Source organism: Saccharopolyspora antimicrobica (assembly GCF_003635025.1).
GTDB classification, from domain to species: domain Bacteria; phylum Actinomycetota; class Actinomycetes; order Mycobacteriales; family Pseudonocardiaceae; genus Saccharopolyspora; species Saccharopolyspora antimicrobica.
Genome location: NZ_RBXX01000002.1, coordinates 5,028,325 through 5,039,422, shown reverse-complemented (window position 1 = coordinate 5,039,422; position 11,098 = coordinate 5,028,325). Strand labels below are relative to the sequence as shown.

Here is an 11,098-nt window from a genome sequence, read left to right as displayed (position 1 = left end):
CGGCGAAACCTCGGCCGCTCTCTCGCGGCGGGACAGCGATCGTCCCCCGAGAGAACGTCTGAGAACCCGCGGGTGGTTCGGGCGCCCCTCCCGCCAGGGGTGGGGACACCGCGGTGTCAGTCTGACAGGCCCGGCGCGGGCGTCACCGCACCGGGTGGCGACAGTGCGTCGATCAGCGATCACGCACGGACGCGGGCCCGGAACCGCTGTCCGGTGCCCGCGTCGCTACCTGGTGGCGACGTCCGCCGCGCGGGGCCGGCGCTCGGCCCCGGTGCGGACTCCCACCTGTTCGTCAGTTGGTCTTCTGCTGCTCGATCGGCGCGGCGACCTCGGCCTTCGACTCGGTCTCGGGCTCGGCCGGGGTCTCGTCCTTGACCTCCGCGACCTCGGGCGCGCTCTCGGTGTTGACCTTCTCGCGGACCGCCTGGCGCACCCAGGTGGTGGTCATGCCCGGGGCCAGCTCCAGGTCGATGGTGTCGTCGCTGGTGGCCACGACGGTGCCGAACACACCGGAGGTGGTCATCACCCGGTCGCCGGGGGCGATCGAGTTCTGCAGCTTCTGCTGCTCCGCCATCGCGCGCTTCTGCTTGCGCGCCTGGAGGAACAGCGGCACCGCGAGCAGGACGATCAGCAGCGGGAGAATCAGGGAGTTGAGGTCCATCGTGCTCCGTTCAGCGGACGCTTCGGGGCCCAGCCCTCGCAGTACTGCGCCCGAATTGTTCGGATGTTCAAGTCCCAGTGTGCCAGGTCAACTCGGGTCGACGGGCTCTCCCACTGGGTCGGGAGGGCCACCGCAGCCCGCCGGAGCGGGTCCGCGCCTGCCGTGCCGCGCACGACCCGTCCGATCGGCACCGGACGAGACGTGAGGAGGATAACGTCACGCGGCGGAGGCCGATCAGCGCCCCGGTCACCGGCGCTGGAACAGGTTCGGTCTTCAGTTCTCCGGCGGTCGGGCCGTGGACGGCCCGCGCCGACGCGGTTCCGCGCGCACCCGGCCGGGACGTCGTGCTCCCGGGCCCGGACGAGCGGTTCCGCCACCCGCAACCGCGACTCCCGGCGGAGTCGGGCGGCGGGTCCTCGGACACGGTATCGGCGTTTTGTCACCGTTGGGTCACTCGGCGAGGAGATCCGGCTGCGGGCTCCCCGGCGCGTGCTGCGGCGGGGTGAGACCCATGTGGTGCCAGGCCGCCGCGGTCGCCACCCGGCCGCGCGGGGTGCGGGCCAGCAGCCCGGCGCGCACCAGGTACGGCTCGCAGACCTCCTCCACGGTGCTCGACTCCTCGCCCACCGCGACCGCCAGCGTGGAGATCCCCACCGGGCCGCCGTGGAAGGAGTTGATCAGCGCGCTCAGCACCGCCCGGTCCAGCCGGTCCAGGCCGAGCTCGTCGACGTCGTAGACCTCCAGCGCGGCCCGCGCGACCTCCAGGGTCACCGCGCCGTCGGCGCGCACCTCGGCGAAGTCGCGGACCCGGCGCAGCAGCCGGTTGGCGATGCGCGGTGTGCCGCGCGAGCGGCCGGCGATCTCCACGGCGCCGTCGTCGCGCAGGTCCACGCCCAGGATCCCCGCCGAGCGGCGCACCACGAGCTCCAGCTCCTCCGGCGAGTAGAACTCCATGTGCGCGGTGAAGCCGAAGCGGTCGCGCAGCGGCCCGGTCAGCGCGCCGGACCGCGTGGTGGCCCCGACCAGCGTGAACGGCGCCAGCTCCAGCGGGATGCTGGTGGCCCCCGGGCCCTTGCCGACGACGATGTCCACCCGGTAGTCCTCCATCGCCAGGTAGAGCATCTCCTCGGCGGGGCGGGCGATCCGGTGGATCTCGTCGATGAACAGCACGTCGCCCTCGGCGAGGTTGGACAGCATCGCCGCCAGGTCACCGGGCCGCTCCAGGGCCGGACCGGAGGTGACCCGGATCGACGACCCGAGCTCGGTGGCGATGATCATCGACAGGCTGGTCTTGCCCAGCCCGGGCGGGCCGGAGAACAGCACGTGGTCGGGCTGGTCACCGCGCTTGAGCGCGCCGTGCAGCACCAGCTCCAGCTGTTCGCGCACCCGCGCCTGCCCGATGAACTCGCTGAGCTTGCGCGGCCGCAGCGACGTCTCGACGTCCTGGTCGGACGCGTCCTGGTGCGCGGTCAGCGAGACGCCCTCGCCGGACCAGTCGGCCTCGTCCTGGTACATCTACGACCTCACTTCGGTCCGAGCGTGGCGAGCGCTTTGCGCAGCACCGCGGCGGTGTCGAGGTCGCCGTTGCCCGCGGCCAGGACCGACTCCACGCTCTGCTCGGCCTGCTTGGCCGAGAAGCCCAGGCTCACCAGTGCCTCGGAGACCTCCGTGCGGACCCGGCCGCGATCCGCCGTGACCGCCGGTTCGACCGTGCCGGCCACCACGCCGACCTTGTCGCGCAGTTCCAGGATCAACCGCTCGGCGCTCTTCTTCCCGATGCCCGGGACCTGGGTGAGCACCGTCAGGTTGCCGTCGGCCAAGGCGTGGCTGAGCTGGTCCGGCGAGAGCACCGCGAGCGCGGCCAGCGCGAGCCGCGGGCCGACCCCGGACGCCGTCTGCAGCAGGACGAACAGGTCGCGGGACTCCGCGTCGGCGAAGCCGTAGAGGGTCAGCGAGTCCTCGCGCACGATCAGCGAGGTCCACAGCCGGGACTCCTCGCCCCGCCGCAGGCCGGCCAGCGTGACCGGGGTGGCGTGCACCGCCATGCCCACGCCGCCCACTTCGATCACGGCGTGGTCCAGCCCGATGGACAGCACCGGACCTCGCACCGTGGAGATCATCGGTCAAACCCTCCTGGTCGTGTCTGAACGTTCGTCTTCGCGCGCGATGCGCTCAGCTCCGCGCATCGCGCGCTCCGGTGGCCTTCGCGGCCGCCTTGAGCCGCGCCCGGTGGTTGCGGGCCAGCTCGGCGGCCCTGGCCTCCGCCTGGGCCAGCCGGTCGGCCATCGGTGCCCGCCACAGGTGGCAGACGGCCAGCGCCAGGGCGTCGGCGGCGTCCGCGGGCTTCGGTGCTTCGGCCAGCCCCAGGATCTTGGTGATCATGATGGTGACCTGCTTCTTGTCCGCTCGGCCGGAACCGCTGATGGCCGCCTTGACCTCGCTGGGCGTGTGGAACGCGACCGGCAGGCCGCGCCGCGCGGCCAGCAGCGCCACGACACCGGAGACCTGCGCCGTGCCCATCACGGTGCGCACGTTGTGCTGGCTGAACACCCGCTCGATGGCCACCACCTCGGGCCGGTGCCGGTCCATCCACCGCTCGACCTCGTCGGCCACCGCGCGCAGCCGGAGCGGCAGCTCGTCCTCCGGCGGAGTGCGCGCGACACCGACGGCGACGGCCGAAACCGAACGCCCTCGTCCCCCGTCGACCACGCCGAGCCCGCAGCGGGTCAGCCCGGGGTCGACTCCCAGCACGCGCACCACGACGCCACCTGCCCACGCTCGACCTGAACACTCGTTCGAAACCCTATCGAACCGCGCCGCCGGCCGCCCGCACCGACACGCGCACGCATCCCCCGGCCAGGTGAATCAGGGGCCGTCGGCGCCGGGCGTCCAGCTCTCCGGCAGGCCGCTGTCGGTCAGCACCGGCTGGTAGTCGCGAAACCCGCCGGGCGCATCCGGCTGCCACGGGAACTTCCCGTCCTCCGGGCTGGAGACGATCAGCTGCACGGCGGGGAAGTCGGGCCCGTTGTAGACCAGGAACGCGCTGCCCAGGTACTCCGGGTAGTGCTGCAGGGCGACCTTCTCGAAGGTCACCGGGCAGCCCTTCAGGAAGCCGTCGTAGAGCCGGCCGGGCACGAACCGCTCGCCCTGGCCCACCCGCTGCACGTAGGTGTTCACCACCGCGTTCGCGACCTCGTCGGGCAGCCCGATCACCACGACCTCGGGCTTGCCGAAGCGCCGCCACGCGCCGACCGAGAAGGCGTACTGCGCACCGTGCTCGTCGCCCGCCACGTGCATCACCGCTGCGCCGTGCTTCTCCGCGGTGTTGACCATCCAGCGGCGCAGTTCCTCATCCGTGTCGACCACGATCGCCATTCTGCCTTGCGAAGCACGCCGCTCCCGCCCGCGGCCACGAGGACCACCGACGGGAGCGGTGCGGACGCGTTCCGGTGCTAGGCGTTGACCTCTTCGAGCACCGCGTCGTCGACGTCGAAGTTCGCGAAGACGTTCTGCACGTCGTCGCAGTCCTCCAGCGCGTCGATCAGCTTGAAGATCTTGCGCGCCCCTTCGGCGTCCAGCTGCACGTTGACCGAGGCCAGGAAGTTGGTCTCCGCCGAGTCGTACTCGATGTCGGCGGCCTGCAGCGCCTTGCGCACCTCGACCATGTCGGCCGGATCGGAGAGGATCTCGTAGCTCTCGCCCAGGTCGTTGATCTCCTCGGCACCGGCCTCCAGGACCGCCGAGAGCACGTCGTCCTCGCTCAGCCCGTTCTTGGGCAGCAGCACGACGCCCTTGCGGTTGAACATGTAGGACACCGAACCGGCATCGGCCATCGAGCCGCCGTTGCGGGTCATCGCGGTGCGCACCTCGCCCGCGGCCCGGTTCCGGTTGTCGGTCAGGCACTCCACCAGCACCGCGACGCCGTTGGGCCCGTAACCCTCGTACATGATGGTCTGCCAGTCGGCGCCACCGGCTTCCTCACCGGCCCCGCGCTTGCGGGCGCGCTCGATGTTGTCCATCGGCACGGAGTTCTTGCGCGCCTTCTGGATGGCGTCGTAGAGGGTCGGGTTGCCATCGGGATCGCCCCCGCCGGTGCGGGCGGCGACCTCGACGTTCTTGATCAGCTTCGCGAAGAGCTTGCCGCGCTTGGCGTCGAGGGCGGCCTTCTTGTGCTTGGTGGTGGCCCACTTGGAGTGGCCGCTCATCTCTCCTCCGTCTTTCTACGCGTGCGCTGCCGAATCCAGCCGCGCGCGGACGATCTGTACGAAATAGCGGTGCACGCGTTCGTCACCGCCGACGAGCTCCGGGTGGAACGAAGTGGCGAGCACCGAACCCTGCTGAACCGCGACGATCCTACCGACGCCGGACGAGCGCCCCGTGCTGTCCGGGTCATCCCCATGCATATCGGGCACCGTGGCCAGCACGTCGATCTCCGGTCCCACCTCTTCCACCCAGGGTGCCCGGATGAACACCGCGTGCACCGGCCCGCCCGGCACTCCGGCGAAGTCCAGATGGGTCTCGAAGGAGTCGACCTGGCGGCCGAAGGCGTTGCGCCGCACGACCATGTCCAGCGCACCCAGCGGGCGGACCGCGGGCAGCTCCGGGTCCTGGTCCGCGACCTCGCGGGCGAGCATGATCATCCCGGCGCACGAGCCGTAGGCGGGCAGCCCGGCGGCGAGCCGCTCGCGCAGCGGCTCGTACAGCTCGAAGGTGTCGAGCAGGCGGGTCATCGTGGTGGACTCCCCACCGGGCAGCACGATTCCGTGCACCGCGGCGAGCTCCTCGGCGCGCCGCACCGGGCGCGCGTCCGCTCCGCAGCGCTCGAGCGCGGCCAGGTGTTCGGCCACGCCGCCCTGCAGCGCCAGGACGCCGATCACGGGGTTCGTCACAGCTCCGATTGTCCTGCACGCTCCTCCGCGGGCGAAGACCGGGACCTGCGCACCAGCCACCAGCCGGCGAACAGCGCGACCACCACGACCGGCACCGCGTAGAACGAGGCGCGCACCGCCAGCTCGTCGGAGAAGGCCGCCAGCACCACGATGAGCAGCAGGAACGCCAGGACGATCCAGTTGGTCCACGGCGAACCCGGCATCCGGTAGGACGGGCGGACCAGCTCGCCCAGCGCCGCGCGCTTGCGCAGCTGGGCCTGCGCGATCAGCAGCGCGGCCCAGGTCGCGATGACGCCCAGCGAGGCGATGGAGGTGGCGATGTCGAAGGCGTCCTTGGGGACCACGTAGTTGAGCAGCACGCCGATCAGGAACACCGCGCCGGTGAACAGCACCGCGCCGAAGGGCGCTTGGCGGGAGTTGAGCCGCGCGGTGAACGAGGGCGCCTCGCCGCGGGTGCCCAGCGAGCGCAGGATCCGGCCGGTCGCGTACAGCCCGGAGTTGCAGCTGGACAGCGCGGCGGTGAGCACCACGAAGTTCATCACGTCGCCGGCCCACGGGATGCCGATGCTGGAGAAGACCGTCACGAACGGGCTCTGCTCGCCGTTGTACGACGTCCACGGCAGCACCATCGCCAGCAGCAGCACGGAGCCGATGTAGAAGACCGCGATCCGCCAGACCACGCCGTTGATGGCGCGCGGCATCACCTTCGCCGGGTTCTCGGTCTCCCCGGCGGCGATGCCCGCCATCTCCATCGAGGCGTAGGCGAACATGACGCCCTGCATGCTCATCAGCACCACGGGCAGCCCGTTGGGCATGAAACCTCCGTGGTCGACGAGGTTGTGCGGACCGGCGGTGCCGCCGCCGACCTCGGCGCCGGTGACCACCAGGGCCAGTCCGACGAACAGGAAGGTCACGATGGCCAGCACCTTGATCACCGCGAACCAGAACTCCAGCTCGCCGAACAGCTTCACCGACAGCAGGTTGACCGCCAGCAGCACGGCCAGGCAGATCAGCGCGGTCACCCACTGCGGGAAGTCCGGGAACCACTTGCCGATGTAGATGCCCGCCGCGGTGATCTCGGCGATGCCGGAGCCCGCCCAGTTCAGGAAGTACAGCCAGCCCGCGGCGAACCCGGCCCACGGGCCGATGAACTCGCGGGCGTACTCGACGAAGCTGCCCGCCACCGGCCGGTAGAGCACGAGCTCGCCGAGCGCGCGCATCACGAAGAACGCCGCGATGCCGCACAGCAGGTAGGACACCACCAGGGCGGGGCCGGCCTGGGCCATCCGGCCGCCCGCGCCGAGGAACAGGCCGACGCCGATGGCCCCGCCCATGGCGATCATCTGGACGTGCCGGTTCTGGAGCCCCTTCGCGTAGCCCTCTTCGTCGGTGCGGTGGATGGGCGCGGTGGCCAAGGGCGTGGTCCTCCCGTGGCGGGAGCCGGGTGTGGCCGGCTCCAGGTTTTACCCCGGCGCAGCAAGCCGTTGCGCCGGATGGGCCAGGGGAACCTTAGACAGCGCCGCCAGGAGCTCGGACTCGGGGTGGAACAGCAGGTCAGAGGACCGCGAGCGGTTCGGGCGGCGAAACGCCCAAACCGCTCACGCGAGGCCCTTCACGCCGCCAGTTCGAACAGGCGCAGCAGCGCCGTGGTGCCCGCCGCGGCGACCACGACGAGCACGAACGGCGCGCGCCGCCAGGCCAGCACGCCGCCGACCGCGACACCGGCGAACCGGGCCCAGCCGGCGAACCCGCCGGATTCGAACAGCGCGCTGGTGGCCACGAAGGCCCCGAGCAGCACGATCGCGGCGATCGACATGAGCTGCTCCCACTGCGGCGAGATCCGCAGCCGCCCCCGCAGCAGCGGTCCGGCCAGGCGCATCGCGTACGTTCCCGCGGCCAGCGCGAAGACCACTCCGAGCGTCATCGGGTTCCCTCCAGCTTCTTCGGCAGCGGCAGCACCGCGGCCACCCCGACCAGCGCGACCATGACCGGCAGCCCCTCCGGCAGCAGCGGCGTCGTCAGGACCGCGATCAGGGCTCCCACCGCCACCGCGCGCAGCGTCCGGAACTCGCGCAGCGAGGGCATGATCAGCGCGAGCAGCGCGGCGGGCATCGCCGCGTCGAGCCCGAAGGCACCCGGGTCGCCGACGCCCTGCCCGAGCAGTCCGCCGAGGAACACCGACGGCGCCCAGGCGCAGTACAGGGCGATCCCGGTGAGCCAGTAGGCGCGCCGCTTCTGCTCCGGGGTCCGCTGCGCCATCGCGAAGGCGACGGCCTCGTCGACCATGAGGTGGCTGCCGATCAGCCGGGTCGGCCAGCCGCGGTCGAGCAGCCCGCCGACCGCGAGGCCGAACGGCAGGTGGCGGGCGTTGAGCATCAGCCCGCTGAGCACCGCGGTGATCGGTGCCGCGCCCGCGGTGACCAGGCCGACCGCCATGAACTCGGAGCCGCCGGCGAACACCACGGCCCCCATCAGCGTGATCATCCACAGCGGTACGCCCTTGCTCACCGCGATCGCACCGAGCGAGGCGCCCACGATGGCCATCGCCAGCGCCATGGAGAGGACGTCGCGCACCAGCGCATCCCGCCAGAAACTCGTTCGCGTTCGCTGAACCGTACTCACGTTCGCTAGCATGAACACAGCAGAGTGCGTTCGTCAAACCGAATTGAAGGACCGACAGAGCGAACACCGATGAGTGAGACAGAGAACACCCCGTCCGCGCCGCTGGAGACCATCGCCGCCTCCCTGCGCCGGGAGCGCGATCGCGCCGGGCTGACCCTGACCGAGCTCGCCAAGCGCGCCGGCATCGCGAAGTCCACGCTCTCCCAGCTCGAATCCGGCACCGGCAACCCGAGCGTGGAGACCCTGTGGGCGCTGGGCGTGGCGCTGGGCGTGCCCTTCAGCCGGCTCGTCGACCCGCCGACCCCGCAGATCCGGGTGATCCGCGCGGGCCAGGTGCCGATCGTGCGCTCCGAGCAGTCGACCTACGCGGCGGCCCTGCTGTCCTCCGGCGAGTCGGGCGCGCGCCGCGACCTCTACGTGCTCGAACTCGAACCGGGCGGCGTCCGCCACGCCGACGCCCACATCCCCGGCTCGGTGGAGCACGTGATCCTCACCGCGGGCCGCCTGGTGGCGGGCCCGGAGGACAGCCCGGTGGAGCTCGCGGTGGGCGACTACGTCTCCTTCTCCGGCGACGTCCCGCACCGCTACGAGGCCCTCGCCCCCGGCACCACCGCGGTCCTCGTCATGGAGCACCGCTGACCACCCGCCGCGTCGATTTCGCGCGAAATCGACCAGACCCCCGCTGACCTGGACTGATCGCGGGGGTCGCCGGACTCGGCCGGGTGGTTGTGGTCACTTCCGGGTGATGAGGTGGTCCGGGATCGGCTCGTAGCTCTCGAAGTTGCGGGTGAAGGTCGCGCTGCCCGAGGTCAGGGAGCGGACGTTGACCGGGTAGCGGATCAGCTCGCTGGCAGGCACGTGCGCTCGCACCACCGTCCAGCCGCCGTCCTCCGGTTCCGTGCCGACCACCTTGCCGCGGCGGCTCGACAGGTCGCCCAGCACCGCGCCGAGGTGCTCGTCGGGAATGTGCACCGCCACTGCGTCGACCGGTTCCAGGGTGATCAGCCCCGCCTGCTCGGCGGCGGCCTTCAGGGCCAGCGAACCGGCGGCCTGGAACGCCGCGTCCGAAGAGTCGACGCTGTGCGCCTTGCCGTCGACCAGCGTGATCCGCACGTCCACCAGCGGGCAGCCCTCGTTGATGCCCTTCTCCACCTGCGCCCGCACGCCCTTCTCCACGCTGGGGATGAACTGGCGCGGCACCGCGCCGCCGACCACGCGGTCGGCGAACTCCACGCCGGACCCGCGCGGCAGCGGCTCGACCTCGATGTCGCACACCGCGTACTGGCCGTGCCCGCCGGACTGCTTGACGTGCCGCCCGTGCCCCTTGGCGGGCTGGGCGAAGGTCTGCCGCAGCGGCACCTCCACCGGCACCGTGTCGATCTCCGCGCCGCCCTCGCGCAGCCGCTGCAGGACCACGTCGGCGTGCGCTTCGCCCATGCACCACAGCACCAGCTGGTGGGTCTCGGTGTCGCGCTCCAGCCTCAGGCTGGGATCGGCGGCGACCAGGCGGTTGAGGTTGCGGGCCAGCGCGTCCTCGTCGCTGCGGGTGTGCGCGGTGACCGCGATCGGCAGCAGCGGTTCCGGCATCGGCCACGGCGTGAGCAGCAGCGGGTCGGACGGGTCGGAGAGGGTGTCGCCGGTCTCCGCCGAACCGATCTTGGTCAGCGCGCACAGGTCGCCGGCGACGCAGTGCGTCACCTCGCGCAGGTTCGCGCCCAGCGGCGAGTACAGGTGCGCGACGCGCTCGTCCTCGTCGTGGTCCGGATGCCCGCGGTCGGCCATGCCGTGCCCGGAGACGTGCACCGGGCGCTCCGGACGCATCGTGCCGGAGAAGACCCGCGCCAGCGAAACCCGGCCCACGTAGGAGTCGACCGAGGTGTGCACGACCTCGGCCGCCAGCGGCCCGTCCGGATCCGGGGTGAGCGCTCGCGGGTTGCGGCCGTGCGGGTCGGTGAACTCCGGCAGCGCGTGCTCCAGCGGCGAGGGGAAGCCGCGGACGATGCCGTCGAGCACCTCCGCGATGCCGATCCCGGCCATCGAGCACACCGGCAGCACCGGGTGCAGGCCGCCGCTGGCCACCGCCTTCTCCAGGTCGGCGATGAGGGTGTCCTCGTCGATGGGCTCGCCGTTGAGGTAGCGGTCCATCAGCGACTCGTCCTCGCTCTCGGCGATGATCGCCTCGATGAGCTCGCCGCGCGGCTGGTCGATCCGGGCGCGCACCTGCTCGTCGGCGGGCCGCAGTTCACCGGATTCGTAGATGCTCTCGGTGACCAGCCCGACCAGCCCGGTCAGCTCCCCGTCCGCGCCGTGGTGCGGCAGGTACAGCGGCAGCACTCCCCCGCCGAAGGCGTCCTGGCAGGTCAGCAGCGCGGTGTCGAAGTCGGCGCGCGGCTGGTCGAGGCGGGCGATGAGCACCGCGCGGGGCATGCCGACGGCCGCGCACTCCTGCCAGATCGCCCGCGTCGCCGGATCGATGCCCTCCGCCGCGGCCACCACGAACAGCGCGGCGTCGGCGGCGCGCAGCCCGGCCCGCAGCTCACCGACGAAGTCGGCGTAGCCGGGGGTGTCGATGAGGTTGATCTTGATGTTGCCGTGCTGGATCGGCGCGACGGCCAGGCAGATGGACCGCTGCTGCTCGATCGAGGCGGCTTCGTGGTCGCACACCGTGGTGCCCTCGGTGACCGCGCCGGTCCGCGTGATCGTCGCGGTGGCCGCCAGCATCGCTTCGGCCAGGGTGGTCTTGCCCGCCGCCGAGGGCCCGACGAGCACGACGTTGCGGATTTCGGCCGGATCGGAGGGGGCCGGGATCGCCGGCCCTCCTACTGTGCCGCTCTGCTTGCTCCCCATGAGAACTCCTCGCACGCTCCCGGCAACCGATTGTGTCTCCGATCACACACCCGTCGCCGGGCCCGTGCAAGGCCGCCAC

At 71.8% G+C, this 11,098-nt stretch carries 12 protein-coding genes; 1 reads left to right on the top strand and 11 read right to left on the bottom strand.

Going from position 1 to position 11,098, the window contains the following annotated elements; all coding sequences use genetic code 11:
- Positions 1-292 precede the first annotated feature (292 nt).
- From yajC to ATL45_RS24195, 10 genes are all read right to left on the bottom strand, one after another.
- Positions 293-661 (bottom strand): preprotein translocase subunit YajC, encoded by a 369-nt coding sequence (gene yajC, locus ATL45_RS24240; RefSeq protein WP_093153975.1) that lies wholly within the window; start codon positions 659-661, stop codon positions 293-295.
- A 450-nt stretch (positions 662-1,111) separates the two neighbouring features.
- The gene (gene ruvB, locus ATL45_RS24235) at positions 1,112-2,176 is read right to left on the bottom strand and encodes a Holliday junction branch migration DNA helicase RuvB (RefSeq protein ID WP_093153973.1); all 1,065 of its coding nucleotides are present in this window, start codon (positions 2,174-2,176) and stop codon (positions 1,112-1,114) included.
- A gap of 8 nt (positions 2,177-2,184) precedes the next feature.
- Positions 2,185-2,781 (bottom strand): Holliday junction branch migration protein RuvA, encoded by a 597-nt coding sequence (ruvA, locus tag ATL45_RS24230; protein WP_093153970.1) that lies wholly within the window; start codon positions 2,779-2,781, stop codon positions 2,185-2,187.
- Between the two features lie 52 nt (positions 2,782-2,833).
- Positions 2,834-3,418, bottom strand: a complete 585-nt coding sequence (gene ruvC / locus ATL45_RS24225) for a crossover junction endodeoxyribonuclease RuvC (RefSeq protein ID WP_093154340.1) — start codon at positions 3,416-3,418, stop codon at positions 2,834-2,836.
- A gap of 108 nt (positions 3,419-3,526) precedes the next feature.
- Positions 3,527-4,036, bottom strand: coding sequence for a DUF4262 domain-containing protein (locus ATL45_RS24220; protein WP_093153968.1), 510 nt, complete (start codon positions 4,034-4,036; stop codon positions 3,527-3,529).
- Positions 4,037-4,113: 77 nt separating this feature from the next.
- Positions 4,114-4,866: a YebC/PmpR family DNA-binding transcriptional regulator gene (locus ATL45_RS24215; RefSeq protein WP_093153965.1), complete on the bottom strand. Its 753-nt coding sequence runs from the start codon at positions 4,864-4,866 to the stop codon at positions 4,114-4,116.
- Between the two features lie 15 nt (positions 4,867-4,881).
- Positions 4,882-5,550 carry a pyridoxal 5'-phosphate synthase glutaminase subunit PdxT gene (gene pdxT, locus ATL45_RS24210; RefSeq protein ID WP_093153962.1) on the bottom strand — a complete coding sequence of 223 codons (669 nt, stop codon included), beginning with the start codon at positions 5,548-5,550 and terminating at the stop codon, positions 4,882-4,884.
- Positions 5,547-6,893 carry an amino acid permease gene (locus ATL45_RS24205; protein ID WP_093154338.1) on the bottom strand — a complete coding sequence of 449 codons (1,347 nt, stop codon included), beginning with the start codon at positions 6,891-6,893 and terminating at the stop codon, positions 5,547-5,549. Before ATL45_RS24205 ends, pdxT begins: the two co-directional genes overlap by 4 nt.
- 269 nt (positions 6,894-7,162) lie before the next feature.
- Complete coding sequence (locus ATL45_RS24200; protein WP_093153960.1) at positions 7,163-7,474, bottom strand: AzlD domain-containing protein; 312 nt, start codon at positions 7,472-7,474, stop codon at positions 7,163-7,165.
- Positions 7,471-8,172 carry an AzlC family ABC transporter permease gene (locus tag ATL45_RS24195; protein ID WP_143121672.1) on the bottom strand — a complete coding sequence of 234 codons (702 nt, stop codon included), beginning with the start codon at positions 8,170-8,172 and terminating at the stop codon, positions 7,471-7,473. Before ATL45_RS24195 ends, ATL45_RS24200 begins: the two co-directional genes overlap by 4 nt.
- 69 nt (positions 8,173-8,241) lie before the next feature.
- Between ATL45_RS24195 and ATL45_RS24190 the strand changes: the two genes are divergently transcribed.
- Complete coding sequence (locus tag ATL45_RS24190; RefSeq protein ID WP_093153956.1) at positions 8,242-8,811, top strand: helix-turn-helix domain-containing protein; 570 nt, start codon at positions 8,242-8,244, stop codon at positions 8,809-8,811.
- A 93-nt stretch (positions 8,812-8,904) separates the two neighbouring features.
- On the opposite strand, the gene ATL45_RS24185 is transcribed toward ATL45_RS24190, so the two are convergent.
- The gene (locus tag ATL45_RS24185; RefSeq protein ID WP_093153954.1) at positions 8,905-11,019 is read right to left on the bottom strand and encodes an elongation factor G-like protein EF-G2; all 2,115 of its coding nucleotides are present in this window, start codon (positions 11,017-11,019) and stop codon (positions 8,905-8,907) included.
- Positions 11,020-11,098 lie beyond the last annotated feature (79 nt).

Coding starts and splice junctions, on each gene's coding strand:
- yajC (WP_093153975.1), bottom strand. CDS start 661: ATGGACCTCAACTCCCTGATTCTCCCGCTGCTGATCGTCCTGCTCGCG.
- ruvB (WP_093153973.1), bottom strand. CDS start 2,176: ATGTACCAGGACGAGGCCGACTGGTCCGGCGAGGGCGTCTCGCTGACC.
- ruvA (WP_093153970.1), bottom strand. CDS start 2,781: ATGATCTCCACGGTGCGAGGTCCGGTGCTGTCCATCGGGCTGGACCAC.
- ATL45_RS24220 (WP_093153968.1), bottom strand. CDS start 4,036: ATGGCGATCGTGGTCGACACGGATGAGGAACTGCGCCGCTGGATGGTC.
- ATL45_RS24215 (WP_093153965.1), bottom strand. CDS start 4,866: ATGAGCGGCCACTCCAAGTGGGCCACCACCAAGCACAAGAAGGCCGCC.
- ATL45_RS24205 (WP_093154338.1), bottom strand. CDS start 6,893: ATGATCGCCATGGGCGGGGCCATCGGCGTCGGCCTGTTCCTCGGCGCG.
- ATL45_RS24200 (WP_093153960.1), bottom strand. CDS start 7,474: ATGACGCTCGGAGTGGTCTTCGCGCTGGCCGCGGGAACGTACGCGATG.
- ATL45_RS24190 (WP_093153956.1), top strand. CDS start 8,242: ATGAGTGAGACAGAGAACACCCCGTCCGCGCCGCTGGAGACCATCGCC.
- ATL45_RS24185 (WP_093153954.1), bottom strand. CDS start 11,019: ATGGGGAGCAAGCAGAGCGGCACAGTAGGAGGGCCGGCGATCCCGGCC.